This is a genomic window from Streptococcus periodonticum (assembly GCF_003963555.1).
Classification (GTDB): Bacteria; Bacillota; Bacilli; order Lactobacillales; family Streptococcaceae; genus Streptococcus; species Streptococcus anginosus.
In genome coordinates, this window is sequence record NZ_CP034543.1 from 1,845,888 (window position 1) to 1,864,886 (window position 18,999).

Annotated in this window: 18 protein-coding genes and 1 pseudogene; 9 read left to right on the forward strand and 10 right to left on the reverse strand. The window is 39.9% G+C overall.

All coding sequences use genetic code 11. The annotated features are described in order from the left end of the window. Positions 1-3 precede the first annotated feature (3 nt). Together EHW89_RS09065 and EHW89_RS09070 are read left to right on the forward strand one after the other, a co-directional pair. The gene (locus EHW89_RS09065; protein ID WP_037593732.1) at positions 4-525 is read left to right on the forward strand and encodes a TetR/AcrR family transcriptional regulator; all 522 of its coding nucleotides are present in this window, start codon (positions 4-6) and stop codon (positions 523-525) included. A gap of 65 nt (positions 526-590) precedes the next feature. After that, the gene (locus EHW89_RS09070; RefSeq protein WP_126467942.1) at positions 591-1,760 is read left to right on the forward strand and encodes a CynX/NimT family MFS transporter; all 1,170 of its coding nucleotides are present in this window, start codon (positions 591-593) and stop codon (positions 1,758-1,760) included. 66 nt (positions 1,761-1,826) lie between these two features. Here the strand turns inward: EHW89_RS09070 and EHW89_RS09075 are convergent, their stop codons facing one another. Next, positions 1,827-2,411, reverse strand: a complete 585-nt coding sequence (locus EHW89_RS09075; RefSeq protein WP_126467944.1) for a DNA-3-methyladenine glycosylase — start codon at positions 2,409-2,411, stop codon at positions 1,827-1,829. Between the two features lie 101 nt (positions 2,412-2,512). On the opposite strand from EHW89_RS09075, the gene EHW89_RS09080 reads away from it, so the two are divergent. Further along, positions 2,513-3,864, forward strand: a protein-coding gene (locus EHW89_RS09080) for an IS3 family transposase (RefSeq protein ID WP_126466448.1) whose coding sequence is annotated in 2 segments (ribosomal slippage) — positions 2,513-2,975 and positions 2,975-3,864 — 1,353 coding nt in all. Because the reading frame shifts where the segments join, the coding sequence is not laid out codon by codon here. Between the two features lie 241 nt (positions 3,865-4,105). Beyond that, a complete protein-coding gene (locus EHW89_RS09085) occupies positions 4,106-4,930 on the forward strand; it encodes a Cof-type HAD-IIB family hydrolase (RefSeq protein WP_126467945.1) in 825 nt (274 codons plus the stop codon). Positions 4,931-5,058: 128 nt separating this feature from the next. Here the strand turns inward: EHW89_RS09085 and dltD are convergent, their stop codons facing one another. From dltD to EHW89_RS09110, 5 genes are read right to left on the reverse strand one after another with little or no spacing between them, the layout of a single operon-like run. After that, positions 5,059-6,327: a D-alanyl-lipoteichoic acid biosynthesis protein DltD gene (gene dltD, locus EHW89_RS09090; protein WP_126467947.1), complete on the reverse strand. Its 1,269-nt coding sequence runs from the start codon at positions 6,325-6,327 to the stop codon at positions 5,059-5,061. Further along, entirely contained in the window at positions 6,320-6,559 is a 240-nt protein-coding gene (dltC, locus tag EHW89_RS09095) for a D-alanine--poly(phosphoribitol) ligase subunit DltC (protein WP_003026725.1), read from the reverse strand. The genes dltD and dltC overlap by 8 nt, the downstream gene beginning before the upstream one ends. A 15-nt stretch (positions 6,560-6,574) precedes the next feature. Further along, positions 6,575-7,819 (reverse strand): D-alanyl-lipoteichoic acid biosynthesis protein DltB, encoded by a 1,245-nt coding sequence (dltB, locus tag EHW89_RS09100; protein WP_126467949.1) that lies wholly within the window; start codon positions 7,817-7,819, stop codon positions 6,575-6,577. Beyond that, positions 7,816-9,342, reverse strand: a complete 1,527-nt coding sequence (dltA, locus tag EHW89_RS09105) for a D-alanine--poly(phosphoribitol) ligase subunit DltA (RefSeq protein WP_405194487.1) — start codon at positions 9,340-9,342, stop codon at positions 7,816-7,818. Before dltA ends, dltB begins: the two co-directional genes overlap by 4 nt. Positions 9,343-9,375: 33 nt before the next feature. Continuing rightward, on the reverse strand, positions 9,376-9,507 hold the full coding sequence (locus EHW89_RS09110; RefSeq protein WP_021002226.1) for a teichoic acid D-Ala incorporation-associated protein DltX: 132 nt from the start codon (positions 9,505-9,507) through the stop codon (positions 9,376-9,378). Between the two features lie 303 nt (positions 9,508-9,810). On the opposite strand from EHW89_RS09110, the gene EHW89_RS09115 reads away from it, so the two are divergent. Genes EHW89_RS09115 through EHW89_RS09125 form a run of 3 tightly spaced genes read left to right on the forward strand, consistent with a single transcriptional unit; the run spans position 9,811 to position 11,746 of the window. After that, the gene (locus EHW89_RS09115; RefSeq protein ID WP_126467953.1) at positions 9,811-10,137 is read left to right on the forward strand and encodes a PadR family transcriptional regulator; all 327 of its coding nucleotides are present in this window, start codon (positions 9,811-9,813) and stop codon (positions 10,135-10,137) included. After that, positions 10,124-11,119 carry a DUF4097 family beta strand repeat-containing protein gene (locus EHW89_RS09120; RefSeq protein WP_126467955.1) on the forward strand — a complete coding sequence of 332 codons (996 nt, stop codon included), beginning with the start codon at positions 10,124-10,126 and terminating at the stop codon, positions 11,117-11,119. Before EHW89_RS09115 ends, EHW89_RS09120 begins: the two co-directional genes overlap by 14 nt. Positions 11,120-11,128: 9 nt before the next feature. Then, positions 11,129-11,746 carry an HAD family hydrolase gene (locus EHW89_RS09125; protein WP_126467957.1) on the forward strand — a complete coding sequence of 206 codons (618 nt, stop codon included), beginning with the start codon at positions 11,129-11,131 and terminating at the stop codon, positions 11,744-11,746. A gap of 410 nt (positions 11,747-12,156) precedes the next feature. Here the strand turns inward: EHW89_RS09125 and EHW89_RS09130 are convergent. The 3 genes and pseudogenes from EHW89_RS09130 to EHW89_RS09140 form a co-directional block, all read right to left on the reverse strand. Further along, positions 12,157-12,438: pseudogene (locus EHW89_RS09130) on the reverse strand (VTC domain-containing protein); the annotation flags it as partial. Positions 12,439-12,584: 146 nt separating this feature from the next. Continuing rightward, the gene (locus tag EHW89_RS09135) at positions 12,585-12,860 is read right to left on the reverse strand and encodes a hypothetical protein (RefSeq protein WP_226997575.1); all 276 of its coding nucleotides are present in this window, start codon (positions 12,858-12,860) and stop codon (positions 12,585-12,587) included. 205 nt (positions 12,861-13,065) lie between these two features. Next, a complete protein-coding gene (locus EHW89_RS09140; protein WP_126467963.1) occupies positions 13,066-13,824 on the reverse strand; it encodes a DUF6261 family protein in 759 nt (252 codons plus the stop codon). Positions 13,825-14,349: 525 nt separating this feature from the next. Between EHW89_RS09140 and EHW89_RS09145 the strand changes: the two genes are divergently transcribed. Both EHW89_RS09145 and EHW89_RS09150 read left to right on the forward strand, forming a co-directional pair. Continuing rightward, positions 14,350-15,231 (forward strand): helix-turn-helix domain-containing protein, encoded by an 882-nt coding sequence (locus tag EHW89_RS09145; RefSeq protein WP_022526749.1) that lies wholly within the window; start codon positions 14,350-14,352, stop codon positions 15,229-15,231. A 17-nt stretch (positions 15,232-15,248) separates the two neighbouring features. Next, positions 15,249-16,022, forward strand: coding sequence for a Cof-type HAD-IIB family hydrolase (locus EHW89_RS09150; RefSeq protein ID WP_126467965.1), 774 nt, complete (start codon positions 15,249-15,251; stop codon positions 16,020-16,022). Between the two features lie 168 nt (positions 16,023-16,190). Here EHW89_RS09150 and EHW89_RS09155 read toward each other — a convergent pair whose 3' ends face one another. Further along, complete coding sequence (locus EHW89_RS09155; RefSeq protein ID WP_126467967.1) at positions 16,191-18,989, reverse strand: YhgE/Pip domain-containing protein; 2,799 nt, start codon at positions 18,987-18,989, stop codon at positions 16,191-16,193. Between the last annotated feature and the right edge of the window lie 10 nt (positions 18,990-18,999).

An 18,999-nucleotide genomic window follows, 5' to 3' on the forward strand; every position in this document is an offset into this window, starting at 1 on the left:
ATGATGGATAGACGAGTTAAAAAATCACGCACAGCCATTTATCAGGCTTTTCTCACTCTTTTGAATCAAAAAAGCTATGAGTCCCTCACAGTTCAAGAAATCATTGACCTTGCAGATGTCGGTCGGTCGACTTTCTATGCTCATTTTGAGACAAAAGAAGCACTACTTGAAGAAATGTGTCAAGATTTGTTCCAACATACATTTGTCGAACGATACCAAGCAAGTGAGCTTTTTGATGCAACAGCTCATATTTTTTACCATTTCAGGAAAAATCAAGATAAAATAGCCACTTTATTATTATCTAAAAATATCTATTTTATTAATCGTTTAAAATTAGAGCTAGAACACTATCTCTTTCCTCTCATTCGCGAAAAGCTATTGACACAAAAATCTAATTTACCAGAACCATTTTTAAAAAACTATGTCACAACAACTTTTATCGAAACAGTTACTTGGTGGTTGGGACAACGAAATAAAATCGATGAAGCCACTATTACAGCCTACTATCTTGAGCTAATGCACTAATATAGGGCTATAATTTTGGCTATCTCTATGGTATAATTTTTTTAAGAACTCTTCTAGGAGAATTTATGAAAAAACAACATTCTATCTTTTTATTACCAGGAATTATCATGGTGGGTGTCGCTTTGCGGACGCCCTTTACAACGCTTCCAACTGTCTTAACAGACATTGCCAACGGGCTTCATGTTTCAGTTAATTCCCTCGGTCTTTTGACCAGTCTGCCCTTAATCATGTTTGCTCTCTGCTCTTCATTTTCGGCGCGTTTAGCGAGCAAAATTGGGCTCGAACGGCTTTTTACTCTCGTCCTTGCTCTGCTTACCATTGGATCCTTCATTCGGATTTTTAATCTACCACTTCTTTATATAGGAACCATTCTCATTGGAGCTTCCATTGCGGTGCTTAACGTATTACTGCCAAGCGTCATTCAAGCCAACCAACCGTATCGGATCGGGCTATTGACAACGATGTATGTCACTTCTATGGGGTTATCGACTGCTATTGCTTCTTCTATTGCAGTGCCGATAACAAAAGCAACTTCATGGCAAGGTCTTGTCCTTTTTTTGACAATGGTTTGTCTTTTAGCATTTTTGATTTGGCTACCAAATACATCTTATAACCATTTCTTAGTGAACAAAAATAAAGAGCAACAAGGTAACTCTATCTGGAAAAATAAAAAAGTTTGGGCTATTATTATTTTTGGTGGCTTGCAATCATTGCTTTTTTATACTTGCCTAACCTGGCTACCAACTATGGCAACACAAGCCGGCATTTCAAATGCTTCTGCTGGAGTTTTAGCCTCTGTCTTTAACTTGATTAGTCTACCTTTTTCAATGACCATTCCTAGCTTGACAACACGGCTGTCTCCTCGTCATCGTATGATAATGTTAGCAATTATCTCTGCTGCGGGTATCCTTGGTATTAGCATGCTCTTAATTCAAACGAATGATTTCTTTTATTGGCTTATTGCCAATATCCTCATTGGGTCAGCTGTGAGTGCTCTTTTCCCATATCTTATGGTTACTTTTTCAACAAAAACGAGTAGCCCTGAACAAACTGCTCAGCTATCTGGCTTAGCACAAACAGGTGGTTATTTACTAGCTGCTTTTGGACCAGCTCTATTTGGTTATAGTGCCGATTTCTTCCATTCTTGGCTACCTGCTGTATGTGTCTTGCTCATTCTTACAATCATTATGATTATTGCCCTCTTCTATGTAGAAAAATCTAATAAAATTTTATAAAAATCAAAAACAGAATGGAAAGTGAACCTTTTTCAGTTGTTGGGTTCTTTTCTCCACTCTGTTTTTTTAATTATCTATTTTCCATGTCTTAGCATCTGGCAATAAACCTACCTTCGAAATTTTAGAAACGTGCCGATTGCCCATAACATAAAAGCCTAGAGGCGCAGCTCGCCATTCATCTGTGCAAGTCACGCCAATTCGAGAGCGCGAGCCAATTTGAAGCGGGACAGCATTTTCTACCAATTGCAATCTTGAAGTAGTCAAACCTTGACCATCAAATTCCTTGCTAATCCCTGCAAATTTGGTTAATTTTCCTGGGCCGTTGGCAAGCAATGTACCGTCTGGTAATTCCAAGGCTCGAATCAAGACGGCTTCTGCGACATTCTCAGCCCTTGTGACTAGATTCAGCATTTGATGTCCGTAGATTTGATAGACATACCAGTGTCCAGCAGATAAATACATAGACTCGTTTTTCGGTGTTCGTCTGCCACACGCACTATGACAAGCACTATCTTTAGCTCCCAAATAGGCTTCTGTCTCAACAATTCGTCCCAACACTTGTCCGTCTAAGCACAATTGCATACCTAACAAGGACTTAGCCGTTGCGACTGTATCTGTCTGCATGATGTGTTTAAATTCTTTTGATAACATGATTTCATTATAACATGAATTCCATACAAAAAAGCAATCGAGAAATGAACTGCACCCCAAAAGTTAGACAAGAAAACTCTAACTTTTGGGATGTTATTTTTATGAAATTAAGTTATGAAGACAAGGTTCAAATCTATTACTTGCGAAAAAGCGGCGCAACTCTCAAGTCATTATCAAAACAGTTTAACCTCAATCAGTCAGGGATCGAATATCTGATTCGACTAATTGATAGGCATGGAGTAGACATTGTCAAGAGAGGTAAGAAGACTTATTATTCTCCTGAACTAAAGCAAAAAATCCTTCATCAAGTTCTTCTTGAAGGGCGTTCTCAATTGTCAGTCTCTCTCGATTTTGCCCTTCCTAACAGGGGGACTCTCCCAAATTGGCTGGCACAATATAAGAAAAACGGCTATACTATTGTTGAGAAACAAAGAGGGAGACCACCAAAGATGGGACGTAAGAAAAAGAAAACTTGGGAAGAAATGACGGAACTAGAGCGACTTCAAGAAGAGAACGAGCGTCTTAGAACGGAGAATGCCTATCTAAAAAAGTTGAGGGAGTTACGCTTAAGGGACGAAGCCTTACAGCGCGAAAAGCAGAGACAATTAGAGAGATGGTCAAGGAAGGATTCCGATTAAGTTTCCTACTAGCTACCGCTAAACTCTCTCGTGCAACTTACTATTACCAGCTAAAACAGCTAGATAAACCAGACAAGGATCAAGAGTTAAAAGCTGAAATTCAATTGATTTATGATGAGCACAAGGGAAACTATGGTTATCGTCGAATTCATCTTGAACTGAAAAATCGTGGTTTTCATATCAATCACAAGAAAGTTCAGCGATTGATGCAAGTGATGGGGCTACAAGCTCGAATTCGCCGTCAACGGAAATATTCTTCTTACAAGGGGGAGATTGGTAAGAAAGCAGAGAATCTCATTCAGCGTCAGTTTGAAGGCTCTAGGCCTTACGAAAAGTGCTATACAGATGTAACCGAATTTGCCTTACCAAACGTCAATGGAAAGCTCTACCTGTCTCCTATTTTAGATGGGTATAATAGTGAAATCATTGCCTTTACCTTGTCACGTTCACCTGACTTGAACCAGGTCAGAACAATGTTAGCCAAGGCTTTTCCTGCTGGAACCTACAAGGGAACCATTCTCCACAGTGACCAAGGCTGGCAGTATCAGCACCAGTCTTATCATCAATTCTTAGAAGCGAAAGGAATTGTCCCATCTATGTCTCGCAAGGGCAATAGTCCAGACAATGGGATGATGGAGTCCTTCTTTGGCATCCTCAAATCGGAGATGTTCTACGGTTATGAGAAGAGTTATCAATCGCTTGATGAGCTGGAGAAAGCTATTGCAACTTATATTGTTTATTACAACAATAAACGGATTAAAACAAAACTAAAAGGACTTAGTCCTGTGCAGTACAGAACTAAATCCTTTCACTAATATTTTTTGTCTAACTTTTTGGGGGCAGTACAGAAAGACTGCTTTTTGTTTAGGAGATTATGATGAAAAAAGTTTTTTAGGATTAGTTATAATATACCTTGTTTTGCTTAAATTTGTCTTAATAGAAAACAGCTAAACCGCTTTCAAAAATTCTTTTTTGTGTTAAAATAATAACAAAGAAGAAAATGAACATTCTGATTATCACCCCACAATGATATCATGCTTATAAGGAAGAAATTTTATGAACAAACGACCTATCCGCCTTGTCATAAGCGATATTGACGGTACTATTTTAAATGACCAACACCAAGTTGATTATCAGCTAAAAACACAGCTTCCTCTTTTGCAGGAAAAAGGAATCCCTTTTGTGTTGGCATCTGCGCGTTCACCACTTGGCATGGAGCCAATCGCACAGCAACTTGGTCTCATTGACAATCCATTGGCTTGCTACAATGGCGCTCTTGTCATCAAAGGAAATTCCCAGAATTATGATGTTTTAATGGAACACGCTTTGGATAAAAAAGAAGTTCAGTATTTGCTAGAGCTCGTCCAAGAGAAGTTTCCAGCTGTAGCTATTAATCTCTATTCAGGAAAGGATTGGTTTGCTGAACAGATTGACAAATGGGTTCAGGAGGAAGCAGATATTACCGGTGAAAATCCCATCCTTCAATCTCTAGTCTCTGTTGTAGAAGATCGTGCTTCTATTCACAAACTTCTTCTGATAGGTGAAGCGATCACCATCCAAAATCTTCACGACTCTCTGCAAAACACAAATTTTCCTAAAACAGCCTTTTATCTTTCCAAAGAGAATTATCTAGAAGTTACAGCTAAACAGGTTTCTAAGGAAAATGCTCTTCAAGAGATTGCTCATTTTTACCAAATTCCTCTCCAGCAAGTCATGGCAATTGGTGATAATTTCAACGACCTCCCCATGCTGAAATTAGCCGGATTAGGAGTGGCTATGGGAAATGCTCCTAAAGCAGTCAAAGAGCAAGTTGCAGCCGTTACCCACACCAATAATAATCATGGTGTCGCTCAAGCAATTGAGCAATACGTCTTGGATTAACAGCTATCTTGCCAAAATACAATAGAAAAGCTGACAGATTCATAAAATTCTCTAGTTCCCCATATAAAAAAACACGGACAAGCAAACTAGCAACCAACTAGTTAATTTGTGTTCGTGTTTTATTTTTCTTATTTAAAATTCTCAATTGCTCCGTCATAATTTGCCCATTCTTTGCTGAAGAATCGATCATTCATCTGGTAAGTCGGAGCAGGCTTAGGATTGGAAATAAAAGGATTGACAGCCTTATCAAACGCCAACCAGCCAAGCCAGCCCATGTGAATGGTATCTTGCATAAAGTAGGGCTTCCCACCATCGTTTGAAAAGTCCGCGATATTGGTAAAACCTTGACTTTCCAACTGATAACGAATTTTCTTCACTGCTTGTTGGTATTTTTCTTGACTCAAACCAGTATAGGCCATCCACTTCGCATTGACAGGAGGAATAACAAAAATTGGATTCGTTTTTGACTTGGCAAATTGCTTCAAAACAAGTTGTAAATCGTTATACTCGGGAGATTTGGTATAAGAAAACTTTGCTTGCTTTCCTTTAAACTTTTTAATACGTTTCCGCAAGCGATGCTTATAAAATTTATTATCAATTCCTAAATCATTATTAGTCGTGTTTCTTTGAGCATCTTTTGTCGCAAATTCTTCCAAATCCTGATAAGAAAATTTATCTGGCAAACGCTTAATTTGAGGCTGTACCAATTTTTCATAATTCTCATTACGTTCGGCAAAAAGAGAATTGAAAAGGGCATCCTCACGTTTATTTAAACGGCTGATAAGACGGACGTACTGTTTGTCAAAGTTTGACAGTTTCTGATGATTAGCTATTTTTTTTACATTGTCTTTCATAGCCACCGTAGGATACAGTTGCAGGAGGCGCTTCGCCGCATATTGAGCATCAATGTCTCCTTCTTGCTGGCGCAAGAAACTAGTCAATTGATCACTATTGAAATATTGTTGAAATGCTGCTGGACTGTAGCCTTTTTTAGTAAACCATTGAGGAGAGACAACATAGACAGCTGGCTTATTTTTTAACTGCGGGAGCATTTGTTGCATCCCAAAATATTGTGTGAGAGATGCCGCTCCACGTTGTCCCAAAAAATATGGACGATAATTCCGCTTATATTTTTCTGACAAAACCGCAGGATGCATGCTGTCAAAGCGCAGCCATTCACTTGAACCAAAGTAAGGAACAAAGCGGTGCTTCTTATCTGTCAAAGCACGTACTTTTTGCGTTCTTCCCTTGAAACTTCCCGCCGTCAAAGTAACAGCTGAGCGCTTTTCAGCTTGGTAATCATGTTGTTGCTTGGTTGGGTAGAAAAATAGTAAAGCCACCACCATCAAAAGGGCGCAGAAAACTGGGCCTAAAATGAGCCACAATCGTTTAAGCATTACGAAGCTCCGTTACGCCTTCAATAATTTTATTAGCAGTATTCCAATCATCACGACCAAATTCTGAGACGGGAACATGAATGTCAAAACGGTTTTCTAATTCAACAATCAATTCAACCGTTCCCATACTGTCCAGAACTCCTGCATCAAACAAATCTTCGTCCATCATGTCTGATACATCTTCCATAAATAAATCATCAATAATTTCTAATACTTCTGCTTTTACGTCCATTAGAGAACTCCTTTTTTATTTTTTAAACCATAAGTCATTCAAAAATCCTGAGAAGATTAAGAATGAAAACATTACAACATTAAAGGTGATAAACATCCCCACTGCTTGTGTCCATTTGTTATCTGGTAATAGTGGCAAATTCTTCTTTTTCCGCTCTTTATTGATGGTCTTTTTCTTCCGCACCCAAGCGTCATTGATAACGAGTCCTAGACCATGAAAAAGTCCATAAGCAATATAATACCAAGTGACTCCGTGCCAAAAGCCCATGACCAACATATTGATGATATAAGCGACACTTGAAGTGGTATTCCGATTTTTAAAAACTTTGTTTCGGATAAGTACTGTGACTAGCCGCATAAATACAAAATCACGAAACCAGAATGACAGGCTCATATGCCAACGATTCCAAAACTCTTTCAAATCATGAGAGATAAATGGTTTGTTAAAGTTAATCGGACTTTTAATTCCCATTAGATTGGAAATGGCAAGGGCAAACATGGAATAACCCGCAAAGTCAAAAAATAAATCCAATCCAAATACATACATCACTCCTAGAGTTGGCAGGTTGAAGATACCACCCATTTGCACTGCATATTGCTTGAGAGGAGGCAAAATCATTGAGCCTAAAATATGTGCAAGAATAAACTTGTATAAGAAACCAAGCATTATGTATTGAACGGATTGCTCCAACATATCTAGCAGTTCATCACGCTCAGGGATATTTTCATAATCTTGATTGAACCGCTTAAAACGATCAATCGGCCCACTTGAAAAAGTTGGCATAAAGAGCATGAAACGTAGAAATTCCCATAAGTTAAAGTCTTTTAGAACACCATCCCGCAGCTCAATAATCATTCCTACTGAACGGAAAGTTAAGTAGGAAATTCCTAAAAAGCCCAAGAGTGATTGATGACCATAAATAGCTGGCGTTACCTTTACAAAGAAAAGCGGTAGGATAGACAAAGCAATGTGCAAGTAGAATATCCACTTGTTGTCTCTTGCTTTTCGATAAATTTTGTAAGACCAGACCCAAAGCATTTGCCAAAGAACATAAAACAGTAAAGCATAGATTTGTGTTAATTTAGGTCCAATTAACATAAATATGATGAAAGCAAAGCTGACCAGAGCTTCGTAAATGGGAAATCTTTTTTTGAAGAATAAACCAACAAAGATTGGCAAAACGGCTAAAATGATATAAACAAAATACTGCGGATCCCCGTACGGTTCCAAGTGAGGAAGCTGTCTTATGAAATCCATCATCGGTTGTTGACCTCGCTAATCAAACCTTTAATATCAATCTTACCATTTGGTGTCAATGGCAAGGAATCCCGATAAAGGAATTTGGAAGGCATCATATAAGACATCATAATATCTTGCAAATCTTCTTTGATAGCTTTGGTGATATCAATCTCACGCTCAAATTGTTCCTTAACCCCGTCCTTCAGGATGACATAGGCTAGAAGGTTTTGTACTTTATGATCTTTATTGTAACGCGGTACAGCCACAGCTGAGTCCACATATTGAGACTTGTTCAGGTTTTGGGAAACATCTTCTAATTCAATACGAAAACCGTTGAACTTGATTTGGAAATCCATACGACCGCCATAAAGCAGTAAACCTTCATCTGTCATAGTACCAACATCGCCTGTATGATAGGCTGGTAACCCTTCAAACTCAAAAAATGCTTCGGCTGTTTTCTCTGGGTTGTTCATATAGCCTTTTGATACAGCTGGTCCAGATACAATGATTTCTCCTTGATCACCATTTGGCAATTTGTTTCCGTCTTCATCAATCACAAAAGTTGGAGAATCCGCTTTGGTATAGCCAATCGGCAAGCGTTTCATATTTGTCAGCATATCATCCGTTATAGCAACAGCAGATAGAGCCACAGTTGCTTCTGTCGGACCGTAAGCATTGATAATACGTGCATTTGGAAAACGAGCACGCAATTTTTGAGCTGTTTTAACCGTCAATTCTTCTCCGTCAAAGTAGAAATGCGTAATGCCTGGCATTTTTTCAGCATTGAAATCCTCAGACAGCATCGCCATATCTGCAAAAGACGGTGTTGATGTCCAAATAGCGATTGGCAAGTTCAAAATAGTCTCAAACAGCTGCTTGAAATCTTGCGTAATAGCAGACGGAACTGCAAAAAGTGTTCCTCCAAGTGCCAAGGTTGGCGCCCAGTACATAACCGATAAGTCAAAAGAATAAGGTGGCTGCGCCAACATTTGCGGACGAGCTGGAGTCGCAAATTCCTTATCTGTAATCATCCAGTTGGTAAAGCTAAGCAAATTATCGTGCGAGATTTGCACACCCTTTGGCTTTCCAGTCGTTCCCGAAGTGAAAATGATATAGTAATTATCATCACCTTTAACAGGGTGTGTAATTTCGTAAGGATGTTTGGCTGCAAAAGCAGTTTGAACTGCTGCCAAGTCAAGAATTGGTATGTTCACATCTTTCAGCGGAAAGTCATTGATTGCAATGATGAGACTAGGCTGTGCCACTTCCACAATCGCTGTCACGCGCTCCAGAGCTGAATGACTATCAATCGGAATATAAGCATGCCCTGACTTCGTCAAAGCTACAAAGGTTGCCAGCATGTCGTATTCTTGCCCACCAAACACCACCACTGGTGACTTTTCAGGAAGCGCAAGGCTGTCAATCTTTGCAGCGAGCGAATCCGAGTCCACTTTCAAATCATGATAAGTATGAACTTCTCCGAGAACATTGTAAACTGGAAAATCTGGTTGAGACTGAGCAAAATACTCAATCGTTTCAATCATGTCGTTAATTACTGAATTGGTCACAGTCTGCTCCTAAAATTCATTATAGATAAAACCACCTTGGCCTTGACCAAGATAATTAAAGAAATAAAGCAACGCTAGAAATATCACAAAATAAAGCAGCGTCTGTCCAAGAAATTTAAAAATTATTTTATGTTTTTTCATCATATTCATCACTTTTGTCTTACTTCTAGATAAGACTTAATATATTTTACCATTTTCTAACGCTATTTTTCAATACAAAACATTCTTTAATTGAGGAATTAAGCTAGAATTAAGGTTTATTTACAACAAACCTAGGGAAATCACAGATGTGCTGTCTCAAAAAACTAGAAAAGAAAATAGTTTTAGACTTACATTTTAAAAATATATAAAAATTTTATATATTTTCTTGACTTTGAAAGTGAAAAGCACTATACTATGTATAGAAAAATTATATATAAAAATATTATACATAGGAGGTGGCTCATGTATTTTCCAACATCTTCTACCCTAATTGAATTTCTCATTCTAGCGATTTTGGAAAGTGAAGATTCCTATGGCTATGAGATTAGCCAAACGATTAAATTGATTGCCAATATCAAGGAATCAACCTTATATCCTATTTTAAAAAAGTTAGAAAAGAATCGTTACTTAACAACTTACTCGCAAGAATATCAAGGTCGAAAACGGAAGTATTACTCCCTTACTCCAGAGGGACGAAAGCAGTTAAACACCCTTAAAAGGGAGTGGAAGTTATATACAGCGACAGTCAACGGTATCATAGAAGGGGGCATTCGCCATGACAAAAACTGACTATTTAGCCGCACTAGAGAAATACTTGAAAACATTGCCAGAAGCAGATTATAAAGAAGCAATGGATTATTTTACGGAATACTTTGAAGAAGCCGGACCTGAAAATGAAGCACAAGTCATTGAGGAGTTGGGAGATTCCAAAGACGCAGCCGAAGAGATTATTCGCTCACTTTCAGCAAATCAAGCAGAAAAAACGTCAACTCGTCCTCAACACCAGTCATCTGCACACAATCACCAATCATATACCGACAATGCTTATATCTTTGAAGACTATGCAAGAATCTCTGAATTGCATATTGATATCACCACGCAAGATATTCTGATTGAGCCTTCACCTGATGATTTTTTCCACATCAAATACTATAATGGAAAAGGCAACAATCAAATCATTTCTACTGTTCAAAACGAGAAGTGGCACATTACAGAAAAAGGCAGCACACATTACAGCGGTTTGGACTGGATTATTAATGTCATGAAAAACGGTTTTGATAATCATCCCATTTGCATTCAAATCCCGAATGGCAAGATTCTTCAATCATTCTCACTTCAAGCAACTTCTGGTGATGTAGCTGTATCTCATCTTCAAACACAAAAAGGAACGATTGAGCTTTCAAGTGGCGATCTGACTATGCGGCATTGCCATTTGCAACAAACCGATGTTACCCTTATCAGTGGCGATATCCATCTGGCACATGCCAAATTGACGGATTGTAAGCTGTCTCTTGTGTCAGGGGATCTCGACACGCATTCTTTAGAAATTGCTGGTAAGACTTTCATTCAAACAACTAGCGGAGATATTTCACTTCATCTGCTGCACCATGATTTCAGCTATGATCTTGAAACAGTGCACGGAGACATTTCTATCTCTGATCAGCTCCAGCCGAGCCACCAAATCATTGGCAACACAATCCGTCATAAAGTATCAACTTCTACAGATTCTCTTGCTATCCAAGCTGTCAGTGGAGACATCAATCTTTATTAGAGGTTCAGCATGAAACAGATTGATTGGTTATTCTTTGATGTTGGCTCAACTTTGGTAAACGAAGAAAAAGCCTACCAAGATCGGATTGAACAGGCTATTGCGGATACTAATATTTCTTATGCGGCATTTTATCAAACTATGAACCACTATTTTAAGGAAAATAAAAAAGGCGATGCGGAAGCTCTGAACGATTATGGTCTGAAGCGTCCGTCTTGGAGGTCTGATTTAGAGGTGCTTTATCCTGATTGTAAGAATGTGCTGAAAACTCTCCACCAACACTACAAAATTGGGATTATTGCCAACCAGTTACCGAACTTGCAGGCAAGATTGAGAAGATTTGGTATTGATTCTTGGATTGATCTGGTGATTTCCTCTGCCGATGTTGGCTTGGCAAAACCCGATTTCGCTATTTTTGAGTTAGCTTTCCAACAAGCGAACTGTTTGGCTGAACACGCTGTGATGATTGGCGACCGTTTGGACAATGATATTCTTCCGGCTAAACAACTTGGAATGCAAACCATTTGGATCCGACAGGGATTTAGCCACTTGAACCACATAACGAATCCAGCAGAAACACCAGATTGGACTATTGATAATTTGACAGAGATTCTAGAGATTTTAGGCTGAGCATGCAAAAAACTAGAGTTGTTTCGCTCTAGTTTTTTTAACGTTATCAACTTTATTATATCATAAATTTTCCTTTAAAATAGACTTGTTTTTTCTTATTTTTGTGATACATTTAGGTTGAAAAAGGAAAAAGTGAGGTTACTAAACATGAAAAAAAGATTGTTATTTTTCAAGCTATTTGGTTTGTTTGTTCCCCTTTCATTTCTTTATTTATTTGTAGAAATATGCCAATTATACGTGATTTATTATTTCATATATTTTTCTTAGTTTTAATCCTATCACAATGGTTAGCAATTAAAACACTATCACACCTTGACGACTAAGCGAAGGTCAAACGAAAGAGGTTGGGTTCTCCCAGCCTCTTTTGTCTATCATCACCGTCCACCAGAATTGCTACCTTTGCCATTACACACTTTTTTCTTGATTTCTAAAAAGATTTGGCTATCAGCCTGAGGACTGGCATCATAGGTGCGCACGCGCAATTTTTCCTTGAAATAAGGTTTCTCCAAAGACTCCCGAATCATCTGATAGGTTGACGTATCATAGTAGAGGTTGTCAATCGTTGAATAGGCATGCTCATCTTCTGCCATATACGCTTCAAACTCCTGTAGCAAATCTGCCAACGTTTCCTTTGAGATGACGTACTTAGTTTCTATCCGTTGAAATTTATCTTTAAATGTTTTTTTAGCCATGCGATTGCTCTCCTTCGTATCATTTATCCACGTAGTTTACGGGCAAATCCTTAAAAGAAAGCTAAAGAAAACAAAACACCCCCATTTTCTGGAGGTGTTTAATAGATGTCTGTAGAATGAAATAGAAAATAGAAGCTAGCGCAATCTTATTCTTCACTCTTCTCTGCTTTTTCTTTTTTGATAAAAAAAGTGCAAATAACGAGAATATCTGCTACCAGCAAAATCCAGTACCATACATCATGGCTGCTTCTCGGACCAGAAGAGAAAGTACGTAAAAAATAAAACATCAGATACAAAGAAATGTCATTATAAAATTCCCAGTTAAAGTGATAGCTGCCTACTGGATAGGATCGCTTATGCGAACACTCTGGCACAAAGATCTGCAAGAGCAGAAATATTCCCAGCACAGCAAAATAAATCACATTGAACACGTCCAATTTCGCGTAAGGATCGACCGAGGAAAAGAATATTATCATACTCAACAGATAAAACCGCCACCGAAACCAAAATTCGTTATTAAAATGAAATCTTATCATCCCATCACACTTTCTAATTTTCTGCTCGTTCCTCTTCGCCTTTATCCTACCACTCTGATAGACAAACTTCAAGTAAGATGAAGGAGAAATGTTAGTTGATTTCTGCTACTTTTCCTGCTTCTGCTTTAGGCTCTTTGCCCTTGCGACGGGCAAGGACATCCGCATAGTGCTTGCGGCTGTTGTTGAGCACGGAAAGGAAGGTCGCATAAAAGCTATCGTCTTTGACTTGGTGCAAAATCACTACATAGTCCGCCAACTGTTGGTAAGGCGTCGCCACTTCTTTGCGCAATCGCTTGACATCATAGCTCACTTTTTGCAATTTCTCTTGGGAGCGAGAAGCAAAAAGTTGTTCAAAAGTCGAGTGGCTTTCGGTCAGATTTTCAACGAATTTCCCAAGCGCTAAAGTCCCCACTTGCTCCTTATATGGGGCTGTTTTTAGCTTGTCCAGTAAGCTGACAATGAGGGCTGTTTCTTCCTCGTAATGCTTCTGATGAGCGTCTTTGTATTGGTCAAACAAGCGTTTCAAGCTGGCATAAGCTGACTTTTCCTCTTCCCGCTTGGCTGCCCGATACGGTTTCAGCGCATCGCGAAGAGCTTGCAAATCAGCGTCGCGCAATTCGTCAGCCGCACTAATCGAAGCTGACTTTTCACTCGCTCGAATCTGACCGAGAGAGGCTTGATAAGCAGGCAAGGCTGCTTTTATCTTCTTGACGAGAGCGGTAATGACGTCCTCATTTTTAAAGTCGAGCGCTTCTTTCTCCACATCGTCTAAAAAACGAGTGATAAACTGCGTGAATTCCGCATGACGGAGATTACTAATTTTAAGTCCAATGAGCTTTTCTTGCTTCATAAATTCCTTCTTTCCTTTTTTACTTGTCACTTAAAGCGACCGTTTCAATGACTTCTCCTTTTTCCGTCAGCGCGGCGGATGACCTCAACTACTTTTTGTTTGCTTCGTCCGCCCGGCGGAAAGTTTCCCTTACTTTTGGTTCACTCCGTCCGCCCGGCGGACAACATGAATCAAAAGTAGTTTATCTCGTCCGCCGGGCGGACGGAGTGAACGACAATCAGTTTGCCTTGTCAGCTGCGCGGACGAAATGAAATTGTCTCGCCTCACCTCATCAGCCAACGAAATCCAGAAAAATCATCTCATTTAGTATAACATGAATGGGAAATTATAGGAAATTTTCTGAAAAAGAGGATTAACCACTTTCAAAACAGTTTTAACACACAGTCCTTAATGGAACGCAGAAGCAGAAAAGGTATTTTTCTTCATCACTTTTTCTCCTTTCATCTATATGATATAATATGATGAAAAGGCATTCACAAAATGCCCACTATTTTCACATTTCATATTTAACACAAGGAGTCGCCTATGCGTTGGGATATTGGCACAGTTTACAAGACGATTCGAAAAGCAAAGGGAATCACCCAGCAAGAGATTTGCGGAGATTGGATTTCTCGCTCCAATCTTTCCAAGTTTGAAAGCAACCAATCCGTTCCCAGCTATGAAACCATGGAATTTCTGCTCCACCAGATTGACATGAGTTTTGGGGAATTTGAATATATTTGTGATTATTATCATTCAAATCACAGAATGAAGATCATCTTACAATTTAAAAATTATTTGTCTGTCGTTGAAACAGAACAATTATTGGATTTAACCAAACAGTGTGAGGACTACTTGAAAGCTCATCATGATATTCCCGTTAGCAATATTTTGCGTATGGCAAACATACTAATTGAAATTAGAAAAAATAAAATCAGTAGTCAAGCACAAGTTTTAGCTCAACAGTTATGGACAGATTTAGAAAAACGAGATACTTTTTATGAAAGTGACCTAAATTTACTAAGTGTCATTCTTTATTTCTTCCCACTAGAAACTATTCAAAATATAACGGAAAAAATCTTAGCCAGTCTCAACAAGTATAAGCATTACAAAGAAATTCACAGTACACAATTCTCCATTTTAGCCAACCTTTCGACCATCTACCTTTACAACAACCGCCTTGACGATTGCCAGCGTATCACCGAGATGATTTTACCGCTCGCCAAGCAAACAAAACGATACGACAAGCTCGGCTTTGCTCAGGTTCGCCTGGGTATTTGCCAAGGAGACGACGCCCTTATCCAGAAGGGGCTCCAGTTGCTTGAGCTGACAGAAGAAATGACCTTGCTCGAAAACTTGAAAGAAGAAGTCAAACAGCATCGTACTTCCCCTTTTTCTCATGTTTCACGTGGAACTTCAGCACCTTAAAGGAGACAGAGAAGCAAATGACTTACAACGGATTTGTATTTTTTGATATTGACGGCACCTTGGTTGATAGCCAAGGACAAGTCCCAGCAGACAACAAAACAGCCATTGCCCAACTACGAGCCAACGGCTTTCTGCCTATTATCTGTACGGGGCGCGGGCGCGGAGAAATGGGGACAGTTCTGGAAGACGCTGGGATTCATTCCGCTATCTTGCTAAATGGCATGGAAATCCTCCATGAAAAGCAATTCCTGTTTGAAGGACGAATTGCACAAAACAGCATTCTCAAGCTCCTGCAACTGGCAAAGGAAAATGAGCACGACCTCGGTTTTTATTCGCAAGGAGAAATGCGTGTGACGGCGCTCAGTCTGACTGTTCAGCGGAATTTCCGATATTTTCATCAAGACCTGCCCCAAGTCGGGCCAACCATTTATCAAAACCAGCCTTGTCAGATGTTGCTCATTTTTAGTGAGGAGCCTGAAAAAGACACCCAGTATCAGACAGAAATCCCTGAACTGCACTTTTTCCGTAACAGCCCTTACTCGATAGACATCACGCCGCACGGCTGTAACAAAGGCTCTGGGATTCAGCACCTGCTGACCTTGCTAGCAGATAAAGCACCGACTTACGCATTCGGAGACGGACTCAATGACCTGACCATGCTTGAAACAGTAGATTATCCCATTGCAATGGGCAATAGCCAAACAGCCGTCAAAGAAGCAGCCACTTTCATCACGCGCTCTAATGATGAAAATGGCATTCCACATGCCCTTGCCCATTTCGGTTTGATTTAAAAAGGGTGGGACAAACATCGATATTTCGTAAAAAAACGATGTTGTCATCCACCCCGCAGGTTGAATTTCATTCTAGAAATAAACGAGTCTGGAACACTGTTTATACATCATCTTCCCCGATTTCATTTTCCTGTGGGTGATTATGTTAGTGTCCCAGCCTCTTTTTGATTAAACTAATTCTTTTTTATTTGGATTGTAAACCAAGAAACCAAGACCAACAAAGAGCAGCAGAACGATTGTCATGAAGGCAACTTGTCCGCCAACTTGCCCCGTCATCGAAATCGTTTGACGCAAAGCCGAAACAGAATAGCTCATCGGCAACCAAGGATTGACATCTTGGAAAATCTTATCCGTCAATGGCAGTGGGTAAGTACCCGCACTAGAGGCGAGTTGCAACAATAACAAAATCAAAGAAGTGAAAGCACCAAGCTTAGTGTTCCACGTTACCAGAGCCGTCACCACAGCCATGAAGCACATGCTGGTCAAAAGAATGATACCAAGCGTTGCCCATTCGTGGTTGGCGGTTAAGCCAATCATATGTACCGCACCGTACACCAACAAACCTGCTAAGAGAGAAATCATGCCGTTGACTTGAATACGTGCTTTCAACCATTCCATACGTGTCTTTGGCTTCTTACCAGAAGGTAACGTGCTAAAGATGATATTGGTTGAAATAGCTGCTACAAAGAGTGCCACAGAAATCATGTATGGTGCCATCCCAATACCATTTTTACCAACATGGTCTTTATCTATTTTCTTCGTTGTCAATGGATTTGCAAGCGCCTTGGCGTTGGCTTTATTGGTTGTCACCGTGGATAATTGATCTTTGGCGTCTGTCAAACCGGCTGTTAAGCTGTCCGCACCCGACACAAGTGCTCCCAGATTAGACGTGATAGTTGAGCTGCCGTCTGCCAGCTTCGTAGAACCATTCGCAATTTGATCAGCACCGTCAGATAGTTTGCCTGCCCCTGACACAAGAGCCGCAGAGTTGTTCACTAATTGACTAGCGCCGTCTGCTAATTTTGCTAAACCAGCGTCAATTTGACCATTATTAGCCGCCAATTGATTAGCTCCAGAATTGATTTTTGCCATGCCAGATGTCAATTGACTGTTTTTGCCAGCCAAGGTCTTAGAACCTGAACTGATTTTCGCCATACCAGATGTCAACTGACTATTCTTACCAGCCAAGGTCTTAGAACCTGAACTGATTTTCGCCATACCAGATGTCAATTGGTCATTCTTACTAGATAAGGTATTAGCTCCTGCTGTTATCTGCGCAACCCCATTGGTGTAGTCGGTTACACCTTTTGCCAATTGACCAGCACCTGCTGCTAAGCTCGTTTGCAATTGATCAATACCTGCTGCTACTTGATTAGCACCCGCAGTTGATTGTTGCAAAGCTGCAAGGATTTTTGCTTGGGATTGTTGTGCGCTCGTTTGAAGCTCTGAAAGCGCACCTTTCGCTTGTCCGATGACAGCTACGCTTTGTTGATTAGAAGATTGCTCTGGCAAGTTCGTCACTTGCGTCTTGAGCGCTTGAATATTTGTCAATAGACTTGCCGCAGTCGTAGCAGTTTGACTTGGAGTTTGCGAAATCGCAGCATTGATTTCTGCCTGCTCACTAGCACTTAACTTTTGATAAGCAGCTGTAGCAGCCACGTTAGTTGCAATCGTAGCCTTGTCTGTCGTCGCACTATTGGCAAGTGTGTTCGCAGCCGTTTCCATATCGCTTAAAGCAGTCGTCATGCTTGCTTTAGCGGCTGACAAGTCTGATCCAGTTGACAGAGCGGTTTGAACAGTAGTTAAACCTGCTTGCAAATCCTGTAGCTGTTGGATTTGTTCAGCAGTCATGCCAGATTGTTGAACAGTCGTCATTAACGTGTTCAGCCCCGTAGCTAATTGATGCGCGCCGCTTGATAATTTTTGAATTTCTCCATTAGAAGCACTCAATTGATTAACACCAGCTAATAAGTTTTGCGATTGACCGTTTAATTGATTTGCGCCACCTGCAAGATTTACCACACTATTGGTATAGGTAGTTAAGCCATCTGATAATTGCCCTGAACCGTCAGCCAATTGACCAACAGCACTTGTATACCCTATCAGACCTTTTGATAATGTATCTGAGCCAGAAGCCAATTGACCAACAGCATTTGTATAGTCTGTCAGACCTTTTGAAAGCGTATCTGTCCCAGAAGCCAATTGACCGACACCTGACGTATAAGCTGAAAGGCGTGTCGATAGCGTACCAATTCCGTCTGACAGCTGACGCACCCCAAGCGTATAGGTTCCCAAACCTGTCGTCAATGTATTAGCGCCGTCTGCAAACGTTATGCTAGAGCTAGATAAAGTATTCAAATTATCTGTCAAAGTTTGACTACCGTCTTTTAATTGTTGACCGCCAGAAGCGAGTTGCCCACTACCAGAAGCAGCTGTTGTCATGCCTTTCCTCAAGCTATTCATACTCTTGAAGAGAGACGTCGTGTATGTATTTGTCACATTGTTAGCGACAGTTTGTTGAAGCCGCGTCATAGCCGAATCACTCATCTTGCTGGCAATAAAGCTGTGCCCGCTAGACGTTTGATAATCAATCTGCATCTTTTGTGGTTTATTATCCAGAATACTAGCAGCCTTTTGAGATAAATCACTTGGAAGCGTGATAATCATATAATAATCACCTTTCTCCAAGCCCTTCTTAGCCTTTCCTTCAGATACAAAATGAAAATCCAAAGCATCATTCTTTTTAAGACTTTTCACCATATCATCACCAACTGATAAGGTGTTGTTGTTAAATGTCGCATGTTGGTCTTTATTCACAATCGCCACTGGCAATTCTGAAACTTTACCATAAGGATTCCACATGGAGCTCAAAAAGATCACATTATAAAGAGCAGGAATCAAGGAAACACCAATCATGACAATAATGAAGAGTGGTTTTTTAAAAATTGCTTTCCATTCGTTGAACATTTTTTCTCCT

Excerpts from the sequence above, each read along its gene's own strand:
- EHW89_RS09145 (WP_022526749.1), top strand. The coding sequence starts at position 14,350 with ATGCGTTGGGATATTGGCACAGTTTACAAGACGATTCGAAAAGCAAAG.
- EHW89_RS09155 (WP_126467967.1), bottom strand. The coding sequence starts at position 18,989 with ATGTTCAACGAATGGAAAGCAATTTTTAAAAAACCACTCTTCATTATT.
- EHW89_RS09075 (WP_126467944.1), bottom strand. The coding sequence starts at position 2,411 with ATGTTATCAAAAGAATTTAAACACATCATGCAGACAGATACAGTCGCA.
- EHW89_RS09150 (WP_126467965.1), top strand. The coding sequence starts at position 15,249 with ATGACTTACAACGGATTTGTATTTTTTGATATTGACGGCACCTTGGTT.
- EHW89_RS09085 (WP_126467945.1), top strand. The coding sequence starts at position 4,106 with ATGAACAAACGACCTATCCGCCTTGTCATAAGCGATATTGACGGTACT.
- EHW89_RS09065 (WP_037593732.1), top strand. The coding sequence starts at position 4 with ATGGATAGACGAGTTAAAAAATCACGCACAGCCATTTATCAGGCTTTT.
- EHW89_RS09140 (WP_126467963.1), bottom strand. The coding sequence starts at position 13,824 with ATGAAGCAAGAAAAGCTCATTGGACTTAAAATTAGTAATCTCCGTCAT.
- dltC (WP_003026725.1), bottom strand. The coding sequence starts at position 6,559 with ATGGACGTAAAAGCAGAAGTATTAGAAATTATTGATGATTTATTTATG.
- EHW89_RS09120 (WP_126467955.1), top strand. The coding sequence starts at position 10,124 with ATGACAAAAACTGACTATTTAGCCGCACTAGAGAAATACTTGAAAACA.
- EHW89_RS09070 (WP_126467942.1), top strand. The coding sequence starts at position 591 with ATGAAAAAACAACATTCTATCTTTTTATTACCAGGAATTATCATGGTG.
- EHW89_RS09125 (WP_126467957.1), top strand. The coding sequence starts at position 11,129 with ATGAAACAGATTGATTGGTTATTCTTTGATGTTGGCTCAACTTTGGTA.
- dltA (WP_405194487.1), bottom strand. The coding sequence starts at position 9,342 with ATGATTGAAACGATTGAGTATTTTGCTCAGTCTCAACCAGATTTTCCA.
- EHW89_RS09115 (WP_126467953.1), top strand. The coding sequence starts at position 9,811 with ATGTATTTTCCAACATCTTCTACCCTAATTGAATTTCTCATTCTAGCG.
- dltD (WP_126467947.1), bottom strand. The coding sequence starts at position 6,327 with ATGCTTAAACGATTGTGGCTCATTTTAGGCCCAGTTTTCTGCGCCCTT.
- dltB (WP_126467949.1), bottom strand. The coding sequence starts at position 7,819 with ATGATGGATTTCATAAGACAGCTTCCTCACTTGGAACCGTACGGGGAT.
- EHW89_RS09110 (WP_021002226.1), bottom strand. The coding sequence starts at position 9,507 with ATGAAAAAACATAAAATAATTTTTAAATTTCTTGGACAGACGCTGCTT.